The following is a 24,999-nucleotide window of genomic DNA, read 5'->3' as shown; positions in this document are numbered from 1 at the left end:
CCAGCCTCAATTGATTTGTTCGAGTTGTTCGTGCAGCTCGAGCCAGCGCTCTTCCAGCGCGTCGAGTTCGGCGTTCAGTTCGGCCTGGCGGCGCAGGCTTTCCATCATGCGTGCCTTGTTGGCCTCTTCATACGCGGCGCCATCGGCGAGGAAGGCTTCGATGTCCGCCTTTTCCTTTTGCAGCGGCGCCATGCGTTTTTCGATGGCGTCGACGTTCTTCTGCAGCGGCTTGCGCAGCGCATTCAGGCGTTGACGTTCGGCGGCCTCTTCGCGCTTCTGGTCGCGGCGGTTGGTGGCCGGTGCACCATCTGCATCGGCCGAAGCCGCCTGTGCGCCGGCGGCGGCGCGCTTGGCCGCGGCCTGCTTGAGCAGCCAGTCGCGGTAGTCGTCCAGATCGCCGTCGAACGGGGCGACGGTGCCCTGGCCGACGAGCAGGAACTGGTCGGTCGTGGCGCGCAGCAGATGCCGATCGTGCGAGACGAGGATCAGCGTGCCGTCGAACTGGGCGAGCGCCATCGTCAGCGCTTCACGCGTGTCGAGATCCAGGTGGTTGGTCGGCTCGTCGAGCAGCAGCAGGTTGGGGCGCTGCCAGACGATCAGGGCGAGCGCCAGGCGCGCCTTCTCGCCGCCAGAGAACGGCTCGATGGGCGAGGTCGCCATGTCGCCGCGGAAATTGAAGCTGCCGAGAAAGTCGCGCAGTTCCTGCTCGCGCACGTCGGGTGCCAGCCGCGCCAGATGCAGCAGCGGCGAGGCGTGATCGTCCAGCGTTTCGAGCTGGTGCTGGGCGAAGTAGCCGATCTGCAGCCCCTTGCCGCGGCGGATCGTGCCGGACAGCGGCGCCAGCGTCTCGGCCAGCGTTTTCACCAGCGTCGACTTGCCCTGGCCGTTGGCACCCAGCAGGCCGATGCGCTGGCCGGTCTGGATCGAAAACGTCAGGTGCTTGAGGATGGTGATGGGCTCATCAACGCTCGGGCCGGGATAGCCGCAATCGACGCCTTCAAACGTGAGCATCGGATTGGGCGCCGCCTCAGGCTCGCGGAATTCGAACGAGAAGCCTGCCGCCGCATGCACGGGCGCGAGGCGCTCCATGCGCTCCAGCGCCTTGACGCGGCTCTGCGCCTGCTTGGCCTTGCTGGCCTTGGCCTTGAAACGCGTGATGAACGATTCGAGATGCGCGATCTGCTTCTGCTGCCGTGCGTACGACGCTTCCTGCAGCGCCATCTGCTGCAGGCGCTGCGTCTCGAACTGCGTGTAGTTGCCGCCGTAGCGTTTGAGTTTCTGGTGCTCGATATGCAGCGTGACGTTGCAGACACCGTCGAGGAATTCGCGGTCGTGCGAAATCATGACGAGCGTGCCGGCGTAGCGCGACAGCCAGTCTTCCAGCCAGACCACGGCGTCCAGATCCAGGTGGTTGGTCGGCTCGTCGAGCAGCAGCAGGTCGGATGGACACATCAGCGCCTGGGCCAGATTCAGACGCATGCGCCAGCCGCCCGAAAAACTCGCCACCGGCTGCGAGGTCTGCGCCATCGTGAAACCGAGACCGAGCAGCAGCGCCTGCGCGCGCGCCGGTGCGGTGTAGCCGTCGGCATCGGCAAAGGCGGTGTGGGCTTCGGCCTGTGCGTGGCCGTCGTGCGCCGCTTCGGCCGCGGCTAGGCGGCGTTCGATGTCGCGCAGGCGGGTGTCGCCGTCGAGCGTGTAGTCGAGCGCGCTGCGGTCGACGGCCGGCGTTTCCTGCGCCACGTGCGCGACCTGCCAGGTGGGCGGGATGGCGACTTCGCCGCCGTCGGCGTGCAATTCGCCGCGCAGCATTGAAAACAGCGTGGATTTGCCGCTGCCGTTCACGCCGACAAGGCCGACCCGTTCACCGGGGTTGAGGGTGGCGGTGGCGTGGTCGAACAGCACCTTGGTGCCGCGCTGGAGGACGAGGTCGTCGAATCGGATCACGAAAAACTGCGCTTGAAGGCAAATCGGAGAAGGCTGCGATTGTAGCGTGCTGCGTCGCACGATCCTGGCGCGCCGGAGGCGTTTGGACTGGTGCATTGCACCGTGCCGAAGCAGCGCTCGCCCGCAATCTGTGCGGCGGCATTGGACCTAGGGAAAACCATAGGTCTTCATGAAAGTTTTTTTCTTTACACGGCCGATTCGTGAAAATACATTTACACAAAATTTTCACGGCCCAGGAACATGGCGAAATCCACCAGCAAGCGCACGGATGTGTCGAAAGGCGCATTCGCCGCCGATGCGACGGTCTCCGAGCGCATTGGAGCGGCCCTTGCCACGCTCACGCCGGCACACCAGCGCATGGCGGAATACGTGCTGGCGAACCCGTTCCGCGCGGCCACCATGCGCATCGACGAGTTTGCCGCCGCGGTCGACATGTCGATTGCCACGGCCAACCGTTTTGCGCTCGCGCTGGGCTTTGACGGCTATCCGCAGTTCCGCGCGGGGCTACTGCGCGGCTTCGAGGCGACGCTCGCGCCGGTGGAAAAACTGCGCCACGAGCTGGCACGCCCGGCCACCAGCGCGGAGATCTTTGCGGCCTCGCTCAACGAAGACATCGCCAACCTTGATGCCACGCGCCGCATGCTCGATGCCGCTGCGTGCGAACGCGCGGTCGACGCCATCCTCGGCGCCCAGCGCATCTACGTGATGGGCTTTGGCGCCAGTGGCTATCTGGCGGGGCTGCTGCGCCATGGGCTCGATCTGTACTGCGATACGGTGATCTCGGTTTCGCAGCCGGGCGGCGCATCGGATGCGGCGCGCCAGCTGCGCAAGATCGGGCCGAAGGATCTGCTGATCGCCATCGCCTTCCCGCGCTATGCGGCCGACACCATCACGCTGGCCAAGCAGGCCGGCAAGCAAGGCTGCCAGCTGCTGGCGCTGACCGACAGCCCCACATCGCCGCTCGCGCCGCTGGCCGACATTGCGTTGTATGCGCGGCCGGAGCGGCAGTTCTCGGCAACGTCCGACACGGCTGCCGTGGCGCTGTTCGAAGCGCTGTGCGGCGCGGTGGCGCATCGCTCGGCGCATTCGCTGGAATCGGCCGAACGCCTGACTGAATTTGTGCTGCCGTGGCTGCATACCGCCCCGGCGCCGCGCGCCAACGACGCCGCGAACGCTCCCGGCACATCGACGACCACCCGACGCGGCCGCAAACGCACCGCTGAAAACTGATTTACATCGAGCCACGCATGACTACGCCCATCCTCGCCATTCACGGCGGCGCCGGCACCATCACCCGCACGGCCATGAGCGCCGACAAGGAAGCCGCCTACCAGCAGGCGCTGCACGACATCCTGGCCGCCGGGCAACGCATTCTCATGGACGGCGGCAGCGCCCTGGATGCCGTGACCGAAGCCGTGCGCCTGCTCGAAGAGTGCCCCCTGTTCAACGCGGGCAAGGGCGCGGTGCTCACCAGCGCAGGCACATACGAACTCGATGCCTCGATCATGGACGGCGCCACGCTGGCGGCCGGCGCAGTCACCTGCGTCAAGCGCCTGCGCAACCCGATCCTCGCGGCCCGCGCGGTGATGGAGCGCAGCGAACACGTGTTGTTCACCTCCGAAGGCGCCGAGGCTTTCGCGCAAGCGCAGGGCCTGGAGTTTGTCGAGCCCGACTACTACTACACCGAGGCGCGCTACGCCCAATGGCAGCGCGCTCGCCAGCAAGACGGCATGGCGCTGCTCGATCACGATGCCGCGTCGCTCATGGCCAAGGAAGCGGCGCCCATCGACCCCGACAACAAGTTCGGCACCGTGGGCGCCGTGGCATGCGACGCGCAAGGGCGCCTCGCGGCGGCCACCTCCACGGGCGGCGTCACCAACAAGAAGGTAGGCCGCGTGGGCGACACGCCCATCGTCGGCGCGGGCTGCTTTGCGAACAACGTGGCAGCGGTGTCGTGCACGGGCACGGGCGAGATGTTCATCCGCGTGGTGGCAGCCTATGACGTGGCTGCGCAGATGGAATACGCCGGCAAGTCACTGGCCGATGCCACCGACGACGTGGTCATGCGCAAGCTCATGGCCATCAACGGCCGCGGCGGGCTGATTGCCGTGGACGCACAGGGCAACGTCGCGTTGCCGTTCAACACCGAAGGGATGTACCGCGGGTTCGCACGCGGCGCGCAGGCGCCGGTTGTGTCGATCTATCGGTAAGAAGCAGCGAAGCAGGACAGCAGGAGATTTGTCGTGACAGCAACCAAACAGCCCAGTGCCAGCAGCGCCATTGCCATGCCCGATCAGCGCGTCGTGCAGGTGCAAGACCTGAGCGTGCGCTTTGCCACCTCCGAACGTGTGGTCGACGCGGTGCGCAACCTGTCGTTCCATGTGGATCGCGGCGAGACGCTGGCCGTGGTGGGCGAATCGGGTTCGGGCAAGTCGGTGACCTCGCTGGCGCTGATGCGGCTGGTGGAGCACGGCGGCGGCAAGATCATCGGCGGACAGATGCACCTGCGCCGGCGCAACGGCGAGGTGCTGGACCTGGCCAACGCCAGCCCCGCGGCCATGCGCGGCGTGCGCGGCGCCGACATCGCGATGATCTTCCAGGAGCCGATGACCTCGCTCAACCCGGTGTTCACCGTGGGCGAGCAGATTGCCGAATCGATCCGCCTGCACCAGGGTAAGCCCGCCAGTGAAGCCAAGGCCGAGGCGCTGCGCATGCTGGAGCTGGTGCGCATTCCGGAAGCGCGCAATGTGCTGGGGCGCTATCCGCACCAGCTGTCGGGCGGCATGCGCCAGCGCGTGATGATCGCGATGGCGCTGTCATGCAAACCGTCGCTGCTGATTGCGGATGAGCCCACCACCGCGCTGGACGTCACCATCCAGGCCGAAATCCTGCAACTGATCCGCGCGCTGCAGCAGGAGTTGCACATGGCCGTGGTGTTCATCACGCACGACATGGGCGTGGTGGCGGAAGTCGCCGACCGCGTGCTCGTGATGTACAAGGGCGATCGCGTGGAAGAGGGCCCGTCGGCCACGGTCTTCGCACAGCCGGCGCATCCGTATACGCGTGCGCTGCTGTCGGCGGTGCCGCGCCTCGGCTCGATGCAGGGCACCGATGGCCCGGCGCGCTTTCCGCTGTTGCGTGTGGATGGCACCGCCGCCGCAGTCGATACGACACCGCAACCGGCGGCGTCGCACGATGTGCAACCCATTTTGCGTGTGCGTGATCTCGTCACGCGCTTTGACGTGCCCACGGGCATCTTCGGCCGCGTCACGCGCCGGGTGCATGCGGTGGAGCAGGTCAGTTTTGATCTCTACCCTGGTGAGACGCTGGCGCTGGTCGGCGAATCGGGCTGCGGCAAGTCGACGACGGGACGGTCGCTCTTGCGTCTGGTGGAGTGCCAGAGCGGCAGCATCGAATTTGCCGGCCAGAACATCGGCGAGTTGAAGGGGCCTGCGCTCCAGACGCTCCGCCGAAACATCCAGTTCATCTTCCAGGACCCATTCGCCTCGCTGGACCCGCGCGTGCCGGTCGGCTACTCCATCATGGAGCCGCTGCTGGTGCACAAGGTGGCCTCCGGCAAAGAGGCGCAGCAACGCGTGGAATGGCTGCTCGACAAGGTGGGCCTGCAGGCCGCGCATGCGTCGCGCTATCCGCATGAGTTCTCGGGCGGGCAACGCCAGCGCATCTGCATTGCGCGCGCGCTGGCATTGAACCCGAAGGTAGTGATTGCCGATGAGTCGGTGTCGGCGCTGGACGTGTCGATCCAGGCGCAGATCGTCAACCTCATGCTCGACCTGCAGAAGGAGTTTGGCGTTGCGTTCCTGTTCATCTCGCATGACATGGCGGTGGTGGAGCGCATCAGCCATCGCGTGGCCGTGATGTACCTCGGCCAGATCGTCGAGATCGGCCCGCGCCGCGCGATCTTCGAAAACCCGCAGCATCCCTATACGAAGAAGCTGATGTCGGCCGTGCCGATTGCGGACCCGGCACGCCGTCACCTGAAGCGTGAACTTTCCACGCACGAAATCCCGAGCCCGATCCGTGCCGTTGGCGACCTGCCGGTGGTGCAACCGTTGGTGCAAGTGGCGCCAGACCACTTTGTTGCCCGCCATTCGATTGGCGGCGCGTATTAATCGCAATACAGAACGCAGTGAGACGTCATCTTTGATGAGGAGGAAGGAAATGTTCAATCGCTTTGCCCACCGAGTCGCATTCGGCCCGCGCGCAGCCATGGTTGCCAGCGGCCTGGCCCTGGCGGCATTCACCATGCCGGCCTTTGCCGCCAAGGACGCCGTGATGGCGGTCTACTCGACCTTCACCACGATGGACCCGTACGACGCCAACGACACGCTGTCGTTCAGCGCGGCCAAGTCGTTCTATCAAGGCCTGTTCGGCTTCGACAAGGACATGAAGCTGGTCAACGTGCTGTGCGACAGCTACGACGTCAGCAAGGACGGCTTGGTCTACACGTTCAAGCTGAAGAAGGGCGTGAAGTTCCACGACGGCACCACGTTTGACGCCACCGCCGTCAAGGCCAACCTGGACCGCGTGACGGACCCGGCCAACAAGCTCAAACGTTTCGTGCTGTTCAACCGCGTGGCGAAGACCGAAGTGGTGGATCCGTACACCGCGCGCGTGACGCTCAAGGAGCCGTTCTCGCCGTTCATCAACGTGCTGGCGCACCCGTCGGCGGCCATGATTTCGCCCACGGCACTCAAGAAGTACGGCAAGGACATCGCCTTCCACCCGGTCGGCACCGGCCCGTTCGAGTTTGTCGAATGGAAGCAGACCGACTACCTGAAGGGCAAGAAATTCGACGGCTACTGGAAGCATGGCCTGCCGAAGATCGACACCATCACCTGGAAGCCGGTGGTCGACAACAACACGCGCGCCACCGTCATGCAGACGGGCGAAGCCGACTTTGCATTCACGATTCCGTTCGAGCAGGCCGCGGTGCTCAAGAGCAGCCCGAAGGTTGACCTGATTGCAGCGCCGTCGATCATCCAGCGCTATGTCAGCTTCAACACGAACGTGAAGCCGTTCGACAACCCGAAGGTGCGTCAGGCGATCAACTACGCCATCAACAAGGATGCGCTGACCAAGGTGGCGTTTGCGGGCTACGCCGTGCCGTCTGAAGGGGTGGTGCCGCCGGGCGTGGACTACGCCGTCAAGCTGGGCCCGTGGCCGTACAACCCGGCCAAGGCGAAAGAGCTGCTGAAGGAAGCGGGCTACCCGAACGGCTTCGAGACGCAACTGTGGTCGGCCTACAACCACACGACGGCGCAGAAGATCATCCAGTTCGTGCAGCAGCAACTGGCACAGGTCGGCATCAAGGCCTCGGTGCTGGCGCTGGAAGCCGGCCAGCGCGTCGAGCGCGTCGAAAGCGTGCCGAAGCCGGAAGACGCCGGCGTGCGCATGTACTACGCAGGCTGGTCGTCGTCGACGGGTGAATCGGATTGGGCGCTGCGTCCGCTGCTGGCCTCGGAAGCCATGCCGCCCAAGTCGTTCAACACGGCGTACTACAAGAACGAGCAGGTGGATGCCGACATCGCCGGCGCGCTGCGCACGACCGATCGCGCAGAGAAGTCGAAGCTCTACACCGACGCGCAGAAGCGCATCTGGGAAGACGCACCGTGGGCCTTCCTGGTGACGGAGAAGATCGTCTACGCACGTTCGAAGCGTCTGTCGGGTGCCTACGTGGCGCCGGACGGTTCGTTCAGCTTCGACGACATCGACGTCAAGCAGTAAGCCTCATTGCCGTACCGGCCCGCGCAGCCTTGCGCGGGCCATTGAAATGCCGCCTGCGGTGGATTTTCCATGCTGAACTATTTCATTAAACGTGTGCTGGGCGTGATCCCGACATTGCTGATCGTGGCAGTGCTGGTGTTCCTGTTCGTGCATCTGTTGCCCGGCGACCCGGCGCGTTTGGCCGCCGGCCCCGAAGCGGACGAGACGACGGTCGATCTCGTACGCAAGGACCTGGGCCTGGACAAGCCGATGCACGAGCAGTTCGTGCGCTTCTTCGCCAACGCCGCACGCGGTGAATTCGGCAACTCCATCCGCACCAAGCGCCCGGTGAGCGAAGAGATTGGCGAACGCTTCTGGCCGACGCTCAACCTGACGATCACCAGCATGGTGTGGGCGGTGATCTTCGGCATGGTGATCGGCATCACATCCGCCGTGTGGCGCAACAAGTGGCCCGACCGTCTGGGCATGACGCTCGCCGTGTCGGGCATTTCGTTTCCCGCGTTCGCACTGGGCATGCTGCTGATGGAGGTGTTCTCGGTGCAGCTCGGCTGGCTGCCGTCCATCGGCGCAGATACCTGGAAGCACTACGTCCTGCCTTCGCTCACGCTGGGCGCGGCCGTGGCCGCCGTGATGGCGCGCTTCACGCGTGCATCGTTCGTGGAAGTGCTGCAGGAGGATTTCGTGCGCACCGCCCGTGCCAAGGGCGTGCGCGAGACGGTGGTGGTCATCAAGCATTGCCTGCGCAACGCGATGATCCCGGTGGTCACGATGATGGGTCTGCAGTTCGGCTTTCTGCTGGGCGGCTCGATCGTCGTGGAGAAGGTGTTCAACTGGCCGGGCCTCGGACGCCTGCTGGTAGATGCGGTGGAAATGCGCGACTACCCGGTCATCCAGGCCGAGGTGCTGTTGTTCTCGCTGGAGTTCATCCTGATCAACCTCGTGGTGGACATGCTGTACACCGTCATCAACCCCACCATTCGCTACAAGAAGTAAGGAGGCCGCCATGACCCAAGCCGCAAGCCAGGCGGTTGCACCGCAAACCGCAAGCGAACCCGTCCGCACCCCGTGGACAGAGTTCTGGCGCAAGTTCCGCAAGCAGCATCTGGCGATGGGCGCCGGTGTATTCGTGATCGCGCTGGTGTTGATTGCCATCCTCGCGCCGCACATCGTGCCATTCGACCCGGAAAACTATTTCGACTACGACGCGCTCAACGCGGGGCCGTCGGCGCAGCATTGGTTCGGCGTCGACTCGCTCGGCCGCGACATCTTCAGCCGCATCCTGATGGGCACGCGCATCTCGCTGGAAGCGGGTTTCGTGTCGGTCATCATCGGCGCCATCGTGGGCACCATGCTCGGCCTGCTGGCCGGCTACTACGAAGGCTGGTGGGACCGCATCGTCATGCGCATCTCCGACGTGCTGTTCGCCTTCCCCGGCATCCTGCTGGCCATCGGCATCGTGGCCATCCTGGGCAACGGCATGATCAACGTGATCTTTGCCGTAGCGGTGTTCAGCATTCCGGCGTTTGCGCGGCTGGTGCGCGGCAATACGCTCATGCTCAAGCACCTGACGTATGTGGAAGCCGCACGCAGCATTGGCGCATCGGACTGGACGATCATCATGCGGCACATCCTGCCGGGCACGATTTCATCCATCGTCGTGTACTTCTCGATGCGGATCGGCACCTCGATCATCACCGCTGCCAGCCTTTCGTTCCTGGGCCTGGGCGCACAGCCGCCCACGCCGGAGTGGGGCGCGATGCTCAACGAGGCGCGCGCCGACATGGTGACGGCGCCGCACGTGGCGATCTTCCCGAGCCTGGCCATCTTCCTGACCGTGCTGGCGTTCAACCTGCTGGGCGACGGCCTGCGCGACGCGCTGGATCCGAAGATCGACCGCCGTTGATATGCCGATCCGCCTTCCTGCCATCGGCACGCTGCCGGCCGGCACACGCAACAGCATCACCGACGTGGCCGGCGTCACGGTCGGCCATGCAACGATTGCCGGCGGCGACATCCAGACCGGCGTGACCGTGGTACGCCCGCACGCCGGCGACCCGTTTCTCGACAAGGTGCCCGCCGCCAGCGCCGTGCTCAACGGCTTCGGCAAGAGCATCGGCCTCGTGCAGGTGGAGGAACTCGGCGTGCTGGAAACGCCGATTGCGCTGACCAACACGTTTGCCGTGGGCGCCGTGGCGCAAGCGCAGATTCGCCAGGCGGTTGCCGCCAACCCGCAGATCGGCCGCGCATGGTCGACCGTCAATCCGCTCGTCTTCGAATGCAATGACGGCTACCTGAACGACCTGCAGGCGTTTGCCGTGCAGGACGTGCACTACGACGCGGCCTACGCTGCAGCAGCCCAAGCGTTTGAGCAGGGCGCGGTCGGGGCAGGGCGCGGGATGTCGTCGTTCGGCGTGAAGGGCGGCATCGGCTCTGCATCGCGCGTGGTGATACTCGCTGACGGCACGCAACGCACGGTGGGCGCGCTGGTGCTGTCCAACTTTGGCGTGACCGAAAACCTGACGCTTGCAGGGCGCCACGTCGGTGTGGAGCTGGCGAAAGCGCTGGCCGCAGGCGCGCCGACGCCCGAGAAGGGCTCGATCATCATGTTGCTCGCCACGGATGCGCCGCTTGACGCACGCCAGTTGCGCCGCCTCGCCTTGCGCGCGGGCGCCGGCCTGGCGCGTACCGGTTCCGTCTTCGGCCACGGCAGCGGCGACATCGCGCTGGCGTTCTCCACCGCCTACACCGTGCCGCACGAAGGCACACGCGCCATGCCGGCCGTCGCCATGACACACGAGTCGCACCTCGACCCGCTGTTCCAGGCCGCCGCCGACAGCGTCGAACAAGCCATCGTGCACGCGCTGTTCCACGCAACCGCCGTCACCGGCCGCGACGGCAACACGCGCCGCGCACTGACCCAATTGATCTGACCTGACTCCATGCGAATCCTGATTTCCGCCGACATCGAAGGCGTGGCCAACGTGTTCCACCCCGAGCAGACGCGCGCCGGCAACGGCGAATACGAACGCGCCCGCCGCTGGATGACCGCCGAAGCCGACGCCGCCGTGCGCGGTGCCTTCGACGGCGGCGCCACGGACGTGCTCGTCAACGATTCGCACGGCGGTTTCCGCAACCTCATCCCCGATTCCATCGACCGCCGCGCACGCTTCGTCCTCGGCAAGCCGCGCTACCTCAGCATGATGGCCGGCGTGGACGGCTGCGATGCCGTCTGCATGATCGGCTACCACGCGCGCGCCGGCAGTCGCGGTGTGCTGGCTCACACCATCAACAGCTTTGCCTTTGCGCGCGTCTGGTTCAACGAACAGGAACTGGGCGAAGCCGGCCTCTACGGCGCCCTGGCCGGCGAGCGCGGTGTGCCGGTCGCCGTGGCCAGCGGCGACGATGTGTTCATCAAGGAAACGAAACCGCTGCTGCCGCACACCACGTTCGTCGAGACCAAGCAGGCCGAAGGCCAGAACGCCGGGACATCGCTCTCGCCCGAGCAGTCGTGCGAAGCCATCTACGCCGCGGTGAAAGCCACGGTACGGCGAGGCCATTTCAGCATGCCGCTGCGCCTCCAGGCCCCGATCGTCTGCCGCCTGCAAACGCAAACACCCGCACAGGCCGACCTGTTCTGCCAATGGCCCGCCCTGGAGCGCATCGACGGCACGACGCTGCGCTTCGCCGCCGACTCCGTAGAACATGCCGTACGCATGCTCAACAGCCTCTCTGCCATGTCAGCGATGCTCCGCTGAGCGCCAGCTCAGCACATCACAGCGCCAACGCTCGCGCTCAGACGGTTTGGCCGTTGACGTTCCTGCCCTTGATGGCGCCTTGAATTTCTGTAAGCGGGCGGAAAAAAGACGGGGAACTGTCTGAGCGAAGCGAGTTTTTCCCGTCTCCGCCCGGTTACATAAATTCAAGGGGAAGTCGCCATCTCGGGCGCGCCTTTCTTTGCCTACCTTTCTTTGGCAAGACAAAGAAAGTAGGTCGGCCCCGACAGGGGACGAAACAGAGGATGGACCCAAACCCCCAACCCCAGCGTAAACTTCAGGACACCCAACCCCGAAGGAGCCCCCCATGACCCGCGCACTCACACTCACCACGTTGCTGTGTGCGCTAGCAGTCGTCACGGTAACCGCCTGCGACCGCCGCCCATCCCCCAATCCGCCCGCGCCTCAAACATCAAAAGCCGAAAAGGCCGCCGCCGCGCTCGCCAAGGCTGCCGCAGAATTCAAATGCCCCGCGCCCTCGGGCCGCTTCATGATCGACGACGGTACCAACCGCGGCCCCAAGCAACCCGTGCGCACCAACTGCACCACCGCCTACGCCACCTGCGACGCCCAGTCGCAAGCCGTCTTCGACCACTGCCCGAGCGGCCAGGTGTTCGATAAGCGCTTTTCGATCTGCGTCGTGAAAGACGCCTGTGATGAGGTGAAGTCCTGACGCTGTTTTGGGTGTTTCGGCTGAGGCGGCCGTTGCGGCCGTTGCGGCCTCGCCGGAGCGTTGCACTCGGCGCGTCGGGTTCCGAACGTCAAATGCGCGGTTCAAAGCCCGGCGCATGGGGTTCTGAACGGCAATCATCGAGTCCAGAACCAGAGAAGTGGGGTTCGGAACCCCGCGCCCTTAAAGCGCCTCGCGCGTCACCAGGAACACCTGGTCTTCGCCCGCGCTGGTCGGCAGCCAGACCAGGTCGAGATCGGGGAACGCCGCCTCAACGTTTTCACGCTCGTTGCCGATTTCCACCACCAGCACGCCGTGCGGCTTGAGGTGCCGGGGTGCGTCGGCCAGGATGCGGCGCACGATGTCCATGCCGTCGTTGCCGCCGGCCAGCGCCATGTGCGGCTCGGCGCGGTACTCGGGCGGCAGCGCCTGCATCGACGCCTCATTTACGTACGGCGGGTTCGTCAGGATCACGTCGTAATGCACGCCCGGCGGCAGCGGCGCATACAGGTCGCCCTCGTGCAGGCGGATGCGGTCTTGCAGGCGGTATTCGTCGACATTGCGATTGGCCACCACCAGCGCATCCGGCGACAGGTCCACCGCGTCGATCGTCGCATTGGGCCATTGCAGCGCCGCCAGGATCGACAGGCAGCCCGAGCCGGTGCACAGCTCCAGCACGTCGGTCGGGCCGTCTTCCTGGTCGATCCACGGTTCCAGCCCGTCTTCGAGCAATTCGCCGATGAAGCTGCGCGGCACGATCACGCGCTCGTCCACGTAGAAGCGCATGCCGTGCATGAACGCCTCGTGCGTGATGTACGCAGCGGGCACGCGGTCGACGGCGCGGCGCTCGATCACCTTCAGTACGGCCGCCACTTCTTCGGGCAGCAGGCGCGCGTCCATGAACGGCTCGAGCGTGTCGATCGGCAGGTGCAGCGTGTGCAGGATCAGGTAGGCGGCTTCGTCGTAGGCATTCTCGCTGCCGTGGCCGAAGACGAGGCCCGCCGCGGTGAAGCGCGACACGGCGTAGCGCAGCAGGTCGCGCACGGTGGTGAACGGGTGGGAAGCGGGGAGGGTAGGCGTGGTCATGGGTGACGTGAGTTGGCTCAGCGTGGGGTGGCAGCAAGCAGGTCGACGTAGGCCACGTCGAGCAGGTCGGATTCGGCAATGCCGAGGGCGTGCATCAGTTGGTGGGCGGCCTTCACGCCGTCGTCTTCGGACTGCGTATCGCGCAGCACGACTTCGAGTTCGACGAAATCGCCGAGGTCTTTCACCGCATCGACATGAATGCGCGTCTGGCCGGCGAGGTACAGCTGGCGCACCTTGATGACCCGGCCGGCGGTGCCGATGGCGGCGGCCAGCGTGTCGCGCAGGGCATCGGGCGCGCTGGTCGGAACGATGTGGTAGCTGGACACGCGCGGGCCGGCGCTGTTGGCGCGGAAGTAGTGGATCAGCTCCCCGCGCTCGGGCGAGAACTGCCGCAGCTTCAGGCGCCCGTTCGCGCAGGCGAAGAACGTGTCGTCCTGCTCGATGCGCTGGGGGCCGGAATCCGCGATGGCGGCCGCGCGTTCAATCAGCGCAGCCACATCGCGCACACGCGCCTTGATCTCGACGTTGCGCGCCATCGGGGCAACCTCAGGCGATCAACGTTTCCAAGACGCGGCGATACACGTTCTTCAGCGGCTCGATAAACGCCACTTCGACGTGTTCGTCGATCTTATGGATGCTCGCGTTCGGCGGGCCGAACTCGATCACCTGCGGGCAGATCTTGGCGATGAAGCGGCCGTCCGACGTGCCGCCCGTGGTCGACAGTTCGGTCGTCACGCCGCACTCGGCCTGGATGGCGGAGGCGAGGGCTTCGGACAGGTCGCCGCGCTCAGTCAGGAAGGGCTCGCCGCCCAGCGTCCAGTCGAGCGTGTAGTCGAGGCCGTGCGCATCAAGAATGCTGTGCACGCGCGCCTTCAAGCCGTCCGGCGTGCTGGCGGTCGAGAAGCGGAAGTTGAAGTCGATCGTGACGTGGCCGGGAATGATGTTCGTCGCGCCCGTGCCGCCGTGGATGTTCGACATCTGCCAGGTCGTCGGCGGAAAGTAGGCATTGCCGTCGTCCCACTTGGCGGCGGCCAGCTCGGCCAGCGCGGGGGCAGCCAGGTGGATCGGGTTCTTGGCCAGATGGGGGTAGGCGATGTGGCCCTGCACGCCATTCACCGTGAGCTTGCCCGAGAGCGAACCGCGTCGTCCGTTCTTGACCATGTCGCCGAGGGTGGAGACGGAAGTCGGCTCGCCGACCACGCAGTAGTCGAGGCGCTCGCCGCGTGCGCGCAGCAGGTCGCACACCTTGACGGTGCCGTCGTGCGCCGGGCCTTCTTCGTCGCTGGTGATCAGGAAGCCGATCGAGCCGGCGTGGTCCGGATGCTCAGCAACGAATTCTTCCGAGGCCACCACGAAGCCGGCAATCGATGTCTTCATGTCGGCCGCGCCGCGGGCGTAAAGCTTGCCGTCACGGTGCGTGGGCTCGAACGGATCGGAACTCCATTGCTCGACGGGGCCGGTGGGCACCACATCGGTGTGGCCTGCGAAAACGAGCAGCTTGCCGTCGGTGCCGGCGCGGCCGCGCTTGACGGCCCACAGGTTGGTCACCCGAAAGTGGTCCGGGCCGCTGATCACGGTTTCGCATTCGAAGCCGGCGGCGGTCAGGCGTTCGATCAGCACGTCCTGGCAGCCCTTGTCTTCGGGCGTGACGGAGCGGCGGCGGATCAGGTCTTCAGTGAGGGCAAGCGTGGGCTGCATGTTCGACATGACGACAGTCACGGTGATGTTGTTGTGGTTAGAACAGGGCGGCGTACTGATCCGCCGAGAAGCCGACGTTGACGCTTTTGCCGTGCACGAGCACCGGACGCTTGATGAGCGACGGGTTGGCCTGCATCAGCGCGATGGCGCCGGCTTCGTCTTCGGCGCGGGCCTTGTCGGCGTCAGACAGGGCGCGCCACGTGGTGCCCTTGCGGTTGAGCAGCGTGGTGAGCGGCACATGCTTGAGCCAGCCGGCCAGCATGTCGGCGCTCACGCCTTGCTTCTTGAAATCGTGAAACGTGTAGGCAACGCCGTTTGATTCGAGCCACGTGCGGGCTTTCTTCACGGTGTCGCAATTGGGGATGCCGTGCAGGGTCGTCATGGTGGGATTCGCAATCAGTGTCGAGAGGCTTGCAGGGCAAACGACAGGGCGGCAACGGCCAAGGCAAAACCGATGGACGCCAGCCATGTCATGCGCTTCAGGCGGCGCTCCAGCCGCGCGGCTTCGTCGCGCAGCGCGTCGATGGTGATGGCGTGCTGCTCAGCCAGCAGCTTGACGGATTCAGCCTGCTGCAGGATCGCCGCTTCCAGCTCGGCAATGCGTGTATTCGGGTCGGGCGCGGCGCCTTCTGCGCGGGCAGCTTCGGTGCCGGCTTTCTTGCGGTTCTTGAACTTGTCGATGGTCTTGTTCGCCTGCTCCAGGATGGTGGGCAGCAGCGACAGGACAGTCCCGATGGTGTTTGGATCAAGACCCATGATGCGTTGGCGCAGCTTGCCGAAGCGGGAGCCGGTGGCATTGCGTTCGGACATGGCTGCGCTTGAAGTGGTTGGCATGCCCGCAAGACTAGCAGGCATGCCTTGCGCCGGTGCTTAATCGCCGCGCAGCAGCTCGTTCAGGCCAACCTTGGCGCGCGTCTTGGCGTCGACCTTCTTGACGATCACGGCGCAGTACAGGCTGTGCGTGCCGTCCTTCGACGGCAGGTTGCCCGCCACCACCACCGAGCCCGCCGGAATGCGGCCGTAGCTGACTTCACCGGTTTCGCGGTCGTAGATTTTGGTCGACTGACCAAGGTACACGCCCATCGAGATGACCGAGTTCTCTTCAACGATCACGCCTTCCACGACTTCCGAGCGCGCGCCGATGAAGCAGTTGTCTTCGATGATGACCGGGTTGGCCTGCAGCGGCTCCAGCACGCCGCCGATGCCCACGCCGCCGGACAGGTGTACGTTCTTGCCGATCTGTGCGCACGAACCGACGGTGGCCCACGTGTCGACCATCGTGCCTTCATCCACATAGGCGCCGATGTTCACGTACGACGGCATCAGCACGGCGTTCTTGGCGATGAACGAGCCACGGCGCGCCACGGCCGGCGGCACCACGCGGAAGCCACCCGCGGCGAAGTCTTCTGCCGTGTAGTTGGCGAACTTGCTCGGCACCTTGTCGTAGAACTGCGTGAAGCCGCCGGCAGCCATCGGCGCGTTGTCTTCCAGGCGGAACGACAGCAGCACAGCCTTCTTGATCCACTGATTGACGATCCACTCGCCGTCCTTCTTCTCGGCCACACGCAGCGCGCCGCGATCGAGCTGGCCGATCACGTTGGCGACGGCTTCGCGGACATCGGCCGGAGCGGACTTGGGCGACAGGTTGGCGCGGTCTTCCCACGCTTGGTCGATCAGGGATTGCAGTTGTTGCGTCATGGTCTTGTTGGCTCTCGGAGAGGAAACAGAAGAGAAAAATCAGGTTCAGCGTTGCTGGCAGAACTCGACGATGCGGCGCGCACCTTCCAGGCATTCGTCCACGCCGGCCACCAGCGCGATGCGGACGTAGTCCTGGCCCGGATTCGTGCCGTGCGCCTCGCGGGCGAGGTAGCTGCCCGGCAGGACGGCGACGTTCTTGGCGGCCAGCAGCTGACGTGCGAATTCGGTGTCCGACAGGCCCGTGCGCTTGACGTTGGCCCACAGATAGAAGGCTGCATCGGGCAGGGCCACGTCCAGCACCTCGGCCAGCATCGGCGTGACCTGCTGGAACTTCTTGACGTACTGCGCGCGGTTGTCGCGCACATGGGCCTCGTCGTTCCACGCAGCGATGCTAGCGGATTGCACCGACGGGCTCATCGCGCTGCCGTGATACGTGCGATACAGCAGGTAGGCCTTGAGCAGCTTGGCGTCGCCGGCCACGAAACCGGAGCGCATGCCCGGCACGTTGGAGCGCTTGGACAGGCTCGAGAACATCACCAGGCGGTCAAAGCCGCGGCCCAGTTGGTGCGCGGCCTGCAGTGCGCCCAGCGGCGGATTGGCCTCGTCGAAATAGATTTCGGAGTAGCACTCGTCCGACGCGATGATGAAGCCGTATTCGTCCGACAGCGCGAAGAGCTGCTTCCAGTCTTCGAGCGTGAGCACGGCGCCGGTCGGGTTGCCGGGGCTGCATACGAAGACGAGCTGCACGTTGCGCCATTCTTCGGGCGTGATCGCGGCGAAATCGGGCGCATAGTTGCGCGCCGGGTCGCTGTTGGCGAACAGCGGCGTGGCGCCGGCCAGCAGCGCCGAGCCTTCGTAGATCTGGTAGAACGGGTTCGGGCACAGCACGCGGGCGCCGGGCTTGCTGCCGTCGATCACGGTCTGCGCGAACGAGAACAGCGCCTCGCGCGAGCCGTTGACCGGAATCACTTCGGTGGCCGGGTCGACCTTCGGCAAGCCGTAGCGGCGCTCCAGCCATGCGGCGATGCACTGTCGCAGTGCATCGGAACCGAGCGTCGTGGGATAATTCGCCAGCCCGCCAAGCGCCGCCGTCAGCGCATCTTTCACCAGGGCCGGCGTCGGGTGCTTGGGCTCGCCGATGCCGAAGCTGATCGGCGTATGGGCGGCGCTGGGCGTGACGTCCTTCACAAGCGCTTTCAGTTTCTCGAACGGATACGGCTGGAGGGCGGACAGGCGCGGATTCACGGTGTGGGCGGCGGTGTTGGGCTGGTCAGCGGGGCAAGCTGGGCGCTTGCCGGGAAGCCCGAAATTATACGGCCAACGTGTGCTGGCCGCCCCAAGACAATGCTGCATGCGGCGGATTTCCGCCGTTTTTTTATTGCTTAGATGACATCGATAGCCTCCTCGGCGGACGCGTCCGCCCACCACGAGCCGCAATGGGCGGCGGCACTCTTCATCCTCCTGGGCGCCTCGGTCTGGGGCATTTCCTGGTATCCGTACCGCCTGCTGGCCGGCTGGGGGCTCGGCAGCATGCTGGCCTCGTCGATGGCGGGCGCGGCTGCGGCCGTGCTGGCTGCCGTGGTGCTGCGTCGTCACTTTTCGACGTTCCAGTGGTCGTGGCTGATCCCGGCGCTGGGGATCGCGGCGGGCATCACCAACGCCGGCTTTGTCTGGGGCACGGTGCACGGCACGGTCATGCGCGTGCTGCTCCTGTTCTATCTGACGCCCGTCTGGACGGCGCTGCTAGCACGCCTGTGGCTGCACGAGCGGTTGGGCTGGCGTGGCGGTGTGCTGCTCGCGCTGGCGCTGTCGGGTGCGGTGATGATGCTGTGGTCGGGCCAGGCCGGCACGCCGTGGCCCGGTTCAGCGGCGGAATGGGCGGGGCTGATTGCGGGGCTCGCTTTTGCGTGCAACAACGTGCTGTCCCGCCTGGCGGGGCAGCGTCATCCGACCATGCGCCCGGAGATGCGGACCGTGGTCGTCTTCACCGGCTGCGCGCTGGTGGGCTTTCCGGCTGCGCTGATGCTCGACGGCGTGCGCACGGTACCGGCGGCTTTTTCACAGGGCAATACGTGGCTGCTGCTGGCTGGCATGGCTTGCGTGCTGGTCGGCGGCAATGCGATGGTGCAGCGCGGCCTGCAACGCTTGCCCGCCAATCGTGCGGCGCTGCTGATGCTGTTCGAGATCGTGGTCGCGGCCGTGTCGTCGGCGCTGCTGACGGCAGAGCGTCTGTCCCCACAGGAGATGGTGGGCGGCGCCTGCATCATCCTGGCCGGGGCGCTGTCGGGGCTGTCGCGGCGCAAGTAAGGCTGCCGGCGTTTCGCCAACCAACCAAGGAGTTGCCGATGTTGCTTCGTTTGATTTCCATCGCGCTGACGTTTGCACTGTCGACGGCCGCTGCGGCCGCGCACGCCGCTCCGGCGGAGACCGGCCCCGCGTATGGCCCGCGCCTGGAAGGCTTCGATTACCCGGCGCCCGTCAAGCTCTTCAAGTTCGAGTCGCAGGGCGCCGCGCTGGAGATGGCGTATCTGGACGTTGCGCCGAAACGGCCGAACGGTCAGGTGGCGGTGCTCCTGCACGGCAAGAACTTCTGCGCGGCCACCTGGGAAGGCACCATCGCCGCGCTGACGGGTGCCGGCTACCGCGTGATCGCCCCGGATCAGATCGGCTTCTGCAAATCGAGCAAGCCGCGCGCCTATCAGTTCACGTTTCAGCAACTAGCGAGCAATACGCATGCGCTGCTGGCGTCGCTCGGGATCGAGCAGGCCATCCTGATCGGCCATTCGACGGGCGGCATGCTGGCGACGCGCTACGCGCTGATGTATCCGAGCGCGGTGTCGCGGCTGGTGATGATCAACCCGATCGGCCTGGAGGACTGGAAAGCCAAGGGCGTGCCGTCCATGACGGTCGACCAATGGTTCGCGCGTGAGAAGCAAACCACCGCCGAGCGCATCCGCGCCTACGAGCAGTCCACGTACTACGCCGGGCAATGGCGCACGCAATACGAACCGTGGGTGCAGATGCTGGCCGGCATGTACCGCGGCCCGGGGCGCGATCTGGTGGCGTGGAATTCCGCACTGCTGTACGACATGATCTACACGCAGCCCGTCGTCTATGAGTTCGGCCAGTTGCGCCCGCCGACGCTGCTGCTCATCGGCCAGAAAGACACCACCGCCATCGGCAAGGACGCGGCGCCGCCCGAAGCACGGGCGCAGCTGGGGCATTACCCCGAACTCGGCCGCGCAGCTGCCAAGGCCATTCCGCGCGCGACGCTGGTGGAATTCCCGGATGCGGGCCATGCGCCACAAATCCAGGATCCTGATGCGCTGCACAATGCGCTGCTTGACTGGCTCGCCGCGCCGGCGCCTTCGCGTACCCGCCGGCCGGACTGACGCCGTTTGTCATGAAGGTGAAACTGCTTACAAATCCGCAGCAATTTGGCCTCGCGCGCTGCAAATTTCGTCCATTTTTGTAGCGATTTGATTGGCGGGAGGCCCGGGTGCGAATGGTATGATGACGCCATCCGCGCCCCTGGGGCGTGCCTTGTGAGTCCGCGCCGAACGGCGTTGGTGTGACGCTCAAGGCGCGCTCCTGGGGCGCCCGCTTTATCCCCCTTTTCTGATCCCTTCGAGACGAACACAACGTGCGCCTCTCTTCGATCAAGCTCGCAGGCTTCAAGTCTTTCGTCGATCCGACCAATTTCCATGTTCCGGGCCAGCTTGTCGGCATCGTCGGCCCGAACGGTTGCGGTAAATCCAACATCATCGACGCCGTGCGCTGGGTGCTCGGCGAATCACGCGCTGCGGAACTCCGCGGCGAATCGATGCAGGACGTCATCTTCAACGGCTCGACCCAGCGCAAGCCGGCTGGCCGCGCCAGCGTCGAACTCGTTTTCGACAACGCGGAAGGCCGCGCCGCCGGCCAGTGGAGCCAATACGCCGAAGTGGCGGTCAAGCGCGTCCTGAGCCGCGATGGCACCTCGTCGTACTTCATCAACAACCAGGCGGTGCGCCGCCGCGACATCCAGGACATTTTCCTCGGCACGGGCCTGGGGCCGCGCGCCTACGCCATCATCGGGCAGGGGATGATCTCCCGCATCATCGAGGCCAAGCCCGATGACATGCGCATCTTCCTGGAAGAAGCCGCGGGTGTGTCCAAGTACAAGGAACGCCGCCGCGAAACCGAAAACCGCCTCTCCGACACGCGTGAAAACCTCACACGCGTGGAAGACATCCTGCGCGAACTTGGCTCCAACCTCGAAAAGCTCGAGGGCCAGGCGGAAGTGGCGCAGCGCTTCCAGGCGCTGCAGGCCGACGGCGAAGAGAAACAGCACCTGCTGTGGCTGCTGCGCAAGCGGGAAGCGCAGGCTGAGCAGGAGCGCCATCAGCGCGCCATCGAACAGGCGCAGATCGATCTGGAAGCGCAGACCGCGCAGCTGCGTCATATCGAGGCCGAACTCGAAACGATGCGCGTGGCGCATTACGCGTCGTCCGACGCGATGCATGCCGCGCAGGGCGCGCTCTACGAAGCCAACTCCGAAGTCAGCCGCCTGGAAGCCGAGATCCGCTACGTGGTGGAATCGCGCAACCGGATCCAGCAGCAGATCGCCACGCTCACCGCACAGCAGGAACAGTGGCACACGCAGGGCGAGCAGGCGCAGGAAGACCTCGCCGCGGCCGAGGAAGAGCTGGCCATGGCCGAGGAGCGTGCCGCGCAGGCGGCCGAGGATGTCGCGCGCAAAGCCGACGAACTCCCCGCCATGGAAGCGCAGTGGCGCGATGCGCAGACCGCGCTGAACGATCAGCGCGCCGCGATCCTGCAATCCGAACAGGCGCTCAAGCTCGAAGCCGCGCACCAGCGCAATGCTGATCAGGCGCTGCTGCAGCTTGAGCAGCGCCGCGAACGTCTGACGCAGGAATCCTCAGGCCTCGACAAGCCGGACGACGTGCAGCTCGAAACGCTGCGCGCCGAACTGGCCGAGCAGGAAGAGGTGCTGGCCGAAGCGCAAGCCGCGCTGGAAGACGCCGAGACTCAGGTGCCGCAGCTCGACGAGGCACGCCGTGCCGCGCAGGACCGCGTGCAATCGGAAGCCGCCGCGATTGCCAGCCTGGAAGCCCGCCTTGCCGCGCTCAAGCAACTGCAGGAAAACGTGCAGACCGACGGCAAGGTCCAGCCGTGGCTGGCCAAGCACGAACTGAGCGATTTGCCGCGCTTCTGGAAGAAGCTGCAGATCGAGCAGGGCTGGGAGCCCGCACTCGAAGCGGTGCTGCGCGAAAAGCTTGGCGCGCTGGAAGTCTCCAACCTCGATTGGATCAAGGCGTTTGCGGCCGACGCGCCGCCCGCCAAGCTCGCCTTCTATGCGCCGCCGCCTGCCGCGCGTCCGGTGGAAGCGCCCGCCGGGTTGCGTCCGTTGATGTCGCTGGTGCAAGTGACGGAGCCCGGCATGCGCGCCGTGCTGCAAGACTGGCTGGCCGACGTCTATATCGCCGACGACATGCAGGCTGCGCTCGCTGCGCGGCAGACGCTGCCGGAAGGCGGCACGTTTGTCGTCCAGGCTGGGCATCTGATTGGCCGGTCGTCGGTGCAGTTGTACGCGCCCGATTCCGAGCAGGCCGGCATGCTGGCTCGCGCGCAGGAAATCGAAAACCTGAACAAGCAGGTGCGTGCGCAGATGCTGTTGGCGGACGAAGCCAAGAGCGCCGCCGTGCGTGCTGAAGCGGCGTACAGCCAGGCCAGCCAGAACCTCACGCAGGTGCGGGCTCGCGCCGAACAGGCCACGCGCCGCGTCCACGTGTTGCAGATGGATGTGCTCAAACTGTCGCAGGCGATGGAGCGCTACAACGCGCGCAGCGGCCAGATCGACAGTGAGCTGGAAGAGATTCGCGCGCAGATCGAAGAGCAGCGCGCCATCCGTGCCGAATCCGAAGCGACGTTCGAACAGCACGACGCGGCGCTCGCCGACATGCAGGCGCGTTTCGAAGACAGCCAGCAGGCGTTCGAAGCGCTGGAAGTTCGCCTGAGCGACGCACGCAACGCCTTGCGCGATCAGGAGCGTGGCGCACAGGAGGCGCACTTTGCCGAACGCAATCTGCAGAACCGCATTGCCGAACTGAAGCGCAACATCCAGGTGGCGAGCGACCAGGCGCAGCAGATCGTGCTGACGCTGGAAAACGCGCGCGCCGAGCTGGAAACCATCAACGAGCAGACCGCGCATACCGGACTGCAGGAAGCACTGGAGCGCCGTGCCGAGAAGGAAGAAAAGCTCGGGCTGGCGCGCATGGAACTGGACGCGCTGACCGCGCAACTGCGCACGCACGACGAGCAACGCCTGACCGCCGAACGCGCCCAGCAACCGCTGCGCGATCGCATCACCGAGCTGCAGTTGAAGGAGCAGGCCGCGCGCCTGAACCAGGAGCAGTTCACCGAGCAACTCACCGCTGCCAATGTTGACGAAGCGGCGTTGGCGGAACGTCTGACGGGCGACTTGAAGCCGTCGTACCTGCAAGGCGAAGTCACACGCATCAACAACGCCATCAACGCGCTCGGCCCGGTCAACATGGCCGCGCTGGACGAACTGGCGGCGGCGCGCGAGCGCAAGGGCTTCCTCGATGCGCAATCGGCTGATTTGACCGACGCCATCACCACGCTGGAAGACGCCATCCGCAAGATCGACCAGGAAACACGCGCGCTGCTGCAAGGTACGTTCGACCAGGTCAACTATCACTTTGGCGAGCTGTTCCCGACGCTGTTCGGCGGCGGCCAGGCCAAGCTGATGATGACGGGCGAAGAGATTCTCGATGCGGGCGTGCAGGTGATGGCGCAGCCGCCGGGCAAGAAAAACTCGACCATTCACCTGCTGTCGGGCGGCGAGAAAGCGCTGACCGCCATTGCGCTGGTGTTTGCGATGTTCCAGCTCAATCCGGCCCCGTTCTGCTTGCTGGATGAGGTGGACGCGCCGCTGGACGACGCCAACACCGAGCGCTACGCCAACATGGTCAAGCGCATGTCCGACAAGACCCAATTCGTTTTTATTTCTCACAACAAGATTGCGATGGAAATGGCGCAACAGCTCATCGGTGTGACCATGCAGGAGCAAGGTGTGTCCCGGATCGTGGCGGTGGACATGGATGCCGCGCTGACCATGGCGGAGGCAGCGTAAATGCAGGACAACAACCTGGTGATGGCCCTGCTGGGCGCAGGCGTGGTGTTTGTGCTGGTGATCGTTGTCTACAACCAGTGGCAGATCCGCAAGGCGCGCCGCCCCGAGGTATACAACCCGGCCGTCGACGAGACGCCCCGCGGCGAAGGTTGGACCGAGCGCGCCGAACCTGCCCTCGGCGGCGAGCGCGATGAAATCGACCGCGTCGAACCGCGTCTTGAGCCGGGGTTCTCGGCGAAGACGCATACGCCTGCTACGGGCAGCGCTGAAACCGAAGCCGGCGTGATCGGCGCTGAACTCACGCCCGCGGGCGACGATGCCGCGCTCGAAACGGCCGAAGCGGAAGAGGTTGCCGAGCCTGCGCCGGGTTCGCTGGAGCCCGCCAATGGCGTGATCGATCCGCTGATCGATTGCATCGTGCCGCTGCATCCGGAACGCGAAGTGTCGGGCGATCGCCTGCTGCCGGCGCTGACCAAGCTGCGCCGCGCAGGCACCAAGCAGATTCACGTGGAAGGTTTGAACCCCGCCGCCAATGCGTGGGAAGCCATCCGCGCCGGTCAGCGTTACCTTGACGTGCAAGTGGCCGTGCAGCTGGCCAACCGCACGGGCCCGCTGAATGCGCTGGAGTTCTCGGAATTCATCAACGCCATCGATCCGCTGTCGGAAGCGGCCGATGCCGTGCCGGAACTGCCGGACATGAACGAGACGATTTCCAACGCGCGTGAACTCGACGCGTTTGCCGCGGAGTGCGACGTGCAACTGGGCGTAAGCGTGATCTCCGACGGGGCGCCCTGGTCGGCAGCGTATGTGCAGACGGTGGCCACGCAAGACGGGCTGGTGCTCTCGCGCGACGGCACCCGTTTCACGCGCTTTCACGCCGGTGCCGATGGTGTGCAGCGCGCGCTGTTCACCCTGCAGTTTGGCGACACCAACTTCCTGCGCGATGACCTGACCGTCAAGGCGGGTCGTCAGATCACGCTGTTGCTCGATGTCCCGGTGGCGGAAGAGGCGAGCAAGCCGTTCAAGCTGGTGTGCGAATACGCCTACACGCTGTCGCAGCGCATGGGTGCGCAGGTCGTGGATGACAACCTGCGTCCGCTGACGGAGCAATCGTTCGTCGCCATCCAGAAGCATCTGCGGGTGCTGTACGACAAGCTCGAATCGCGCGGCATCCCGGCCGGTTCGAGCACTGCGGTCCGCTTGTTCAGCCACTGACGGACGCA

At 65.4% G+C, this 24,999-nt stretch carries 21 protein-coding genes; 13 read left to right on the top strand and 8 right to left on the bottom strand.

Annotation, left to right across the window (positions count from 1 at the left end):
• Window positions 1-6: 6 nt before the first annotated feature.
• Window positions 7-1,944 carry an ATP-binding cassette domain-containing protein gene (locus ABIC76_RS18410; protein ID WP_354534854.1) on the bottom strand — a complete coding sequence of 646 codons (1,938 nt, stop codon included), beginning with the start codon at window positions 1,942-1,944 and terminating at the stop codon, window positions 7-9.
• A 240-nt stretch (window positions 1,945-2,184) separates the two neighbouring features.
• Here ABIC76_RS18410 and ABIC76_RS18405 point away from each other — a divergent pair, with 240 nt between their 5' ends.
• From ABIC76_RS18405 to ABIC76_RS18365, 9 genes are all read left to right on the top strand, one after another.
• Window positions 2,185-3,174, top strand: a complete 990-nt coding sequence (locus tag ABIC76_RS18405; protein WP_102067103.1) for a MurR/RpiR family transcriptional regulator — start codon at window positions 2,185-2,187, stop codon at window positions 3,172-3,174.
• Between the two features lie 17 nt (window positions 3,175-3,191).
• Entirely contained in the window at window positions 3,192-4,154 is a 963-nt protein-coding gene (locus ABIC76_RS18400) for an isoaspartyl peptidase/L-asparaginase family protein (RefSeq protein WP_354534853.1), read from the top strand.
• A gap of 75 nt (window positions 4,155-4,229) precedes the next feature.
• Complete coding sequence (locus ABIC76_RS18395; protein WP_374220547.1) at window positions 4,230-6,077, top strand: dipeptide ABC transporter ATP-binding protein; 1,848 nt, start codon at window positions 4,230-4,232, stop codon at window positions 6,075-6,077.
• 49 nt (window positions 6,078-6,126) lie between these two features.
• On the top strand, window positions 6,127-7,692 hold the full coding sequence (gsiB, locus tag ABIC76_RS18390) for a glutathione ABC transporter substrate-binding protein GsiB (RefSeq protein WP_354534852.1): 1,566 nt from the start codon (window positions 6,127-6,129) through the stop codon (window positions 7,690-7,692).
• A 69-nt stretch (window positions 7,693-7,761) separates the two neighbouring features.
• Window positions 7,762-8,685, top strand: a complete 924-nt coding sequence (gene gsiC / locus ABIC76_RS18385; protein ID WP_027677493.1) for a glutathione ABC transporter permease GsiC — start codon at window positions 7,762-7,764, stop codon at window positions 8,683-8,685.
• Window positions 8,686-8,695: 10 nt separating this feature from the next.
• Window positions 8,696-9,595: a glutathione ABC transporter permease GsiD gene (gsiD, locus tag ABIC76_RS18380; protein WP_354534851.1), complete on the top strand. Its 900-nt coding sequence runs from the start codon at window positions 8,696-8,698 to the stop codon at window positions 9,593-9,595.
• Window position 9,596: 1 nt separating this feature from the next.
• Window positions 9,597-10,622: a DmpA family aminopeptidase gene (locus tag ABIC76_RS18375; protein WP_354534850.1), complete on the top strand. Its 1,026-nt coding sequence runs from the start codon at window positions 9,597-9,599 to the stop codon at window positions 10,620-10,622.
• A 9-nt stretch (window positions 10,623-10,631) separates the two neighbouring features.
• Window positions 10,632-11,447, top strand: coding sequence for a M55 family metallopeptidase (locus ABIC76_RS18370; RefSeq protein WP_354534849.1), 816 nt, complete (start codon window positions 10,632-10,634; stop codon window positions 11,445-11,447).
• Between the two features lie 325 nt (window positions 11,448-11,772).
• Window positions 11,773-12,138, top strand: coding sequence for a chitin-binding domain-containing protein (locus ABIC76_RS18365; protein ID WP_027677490.1), 366 nt, complete (start codon window positions 11,773-11,775; stop codon window positions 12,136-12,138).
• Window positions 12,139-12,318: 180 nt separating this feature from the next.
• Here ABIC76_RS18365 and prmB read toward each other — a convergent pair whose 3' ends face one another.
• The 7 genes from prmB to dapC are packed head-to-tail and all read right to left on the bottom strand — an operon-like array spanning window position 12,319 to window position 17,862.
• Window positions 12,319-13,221, bottom strand: a complete 903-nt coding sequence (prmB, locus tag ABIC76_RS18360; protein WP_027677489.1) for a 50S ribosomal protein L3 N(5)-glutamine methyltransferase — start codon at window positions 13,219-13,221, stop codon at window positions 12,319-12,321.
• Window positions 13,222-13,238: 17 nt separating this feature from the next.
• The gene (locus ABIC76_RS18355) at window positions 13,239-13,757 is read right to left on the bottom strand and encodes a class IV adenylate cyclase (RefSeq protein ID WP_354534848.1); all 519 of its coding nucleotides are present in this window, start codon (window positions 13,755-13,757) and stop codon (window positions 13,239-13,241) included.
• A 10-nt stretch (window positions 13,758-13,767) separates the two neighbouring features.
• The gene (gene dapE / locus ABIC76_RS18350; protein WP_354535060.1) at window positions 13,768-14,919 is read right to left on the bottom strand and encodes a succinyl-diaminopimelate desuccinylase; all 1,152 of its coding nucleotides are present in this window, start codon (window positions 14,917-14,919) and stop codon (window positions 13,768-13,770) included.
• Between the two features lie 37 nt (window positions 14,920-14,956).
• Window positions 14,957-15,301 (bottom strand): arsenate reductase, encoded by a 345-nt coding sequence (locus tag ABIC76_RS18345; RefSeq protein WP_027677486.1) that lies wholly within the window; start codon window positions 15,299-15,301, stop codon window positions 14,957-14,959.
• A 14-nt stretch (window positions 15,302-15,315) separates the two neighbouring features.
• Window positions 15,316-15,729 carry a hypothetical protein gene (locus ABIC76_RS18340; RefSeq protein ID WP_102067111.1) on the bottom strand — a complete coding sequence of 138 codons (414 nt, stop codon included), beginning with the start codon at window positions 15,727-15,729 and terminating at the stop codon, window positions 15,316-15,318.
• Between the two features lie 60 nt (window positions 15,730-15,789).
• A complete protein-coding gene (gene dapD, locus ABIC76_RS18335) occupies window positions 15,790-16,617 on the bottom strand; it encodes a 2,3,4,5-tetrahydropyridine-2,6-dicarboxylate N-succinyltransferase (protein ID WP_104565955.1) in 828 nt (275 codons plus the stop codon).
• 45 nt (window positions 16,618-16,662) lie between these two features.
• A complete protein-coding gene (dapC, locus tag ABIC76_RS18330) occupies window positions 16,663-17,862 on the bottom strand; it encodes a succinyldiaminopimelate transaminase (protein ID WP_354535059.1) in 1,200 nt (399 codons plus the stop codon).
• 141 nt (window positions 17,863-18,003) lie between these two features.
• Between dapC and ABIC76_RS18325 the strand changes: the two genes are divergently transcribed.
• From ABIC76_RS18325 to ABIC76_RS18310, 4 genes are all read left to right on the top strand, one after another.
• Window positions 18,004-18,924, top strand: a complete 921-nt coding sequence (locus tag ABIC76_RS18325; protein WP_354534847.1) for a DMT family transporter — start codon at window positions 18,004-18,006, stop codon at window positions 18,922-18,924.
• 38 nt (window positions 18,925-18,962) lie between these two features.
• Window positions 18,963-20,009 (top strand): alpha/beta fold hydrolase, encoded by a 1,047-nt coding sequence (locus ABIC76_RS18320; protein ID WP_354534846.1) that lies wholly within the window; start codon window positions 18,963-18,965, stop codon window positions 20,007-20,009.
• 251 nt (window positions 20,010-20,260) lie between these two features.
• Window positions 20,261-23,776, top strand: a complete 3,516-nt coding sequence (gene smc / locus ABIC76_RS18315; protein WP_354534845.1) for a chromosome segregation protein SMC — start codon at window positions 20,261-20,263, stop codon at window positions 23,774-23,776.
• Window positions 23,777-24,991, top strand: a complete 1,215-nt coding sequence (locus ABIC76_RS18310; RefSeq protein ID WP_354534844.1) for a cell division protein ZipA C-terminal FtsZ-binding domain-containing protein — start codon at window positions 23,777-23,779, stop codon at window positions 24,989-24,991.
• Window positions 24,992-24,999 lie beyond the last annotated feature (8 nt).

This window comes from Ralstonia sp. 1138 (genome assembly GCF_040544795.1).
Lineage (GTDB): Bacteria > Pseudomonadota > Gammaproteobacteria > Burkholderiales > Burkholderiaceae > Ralstonia > Ralstonia flatus.
The sequence above is the reverse complement of the archived record's forward strand: the minus strand, read 5'-3'. Positions and strand labels throughout refer to the sequence as shown.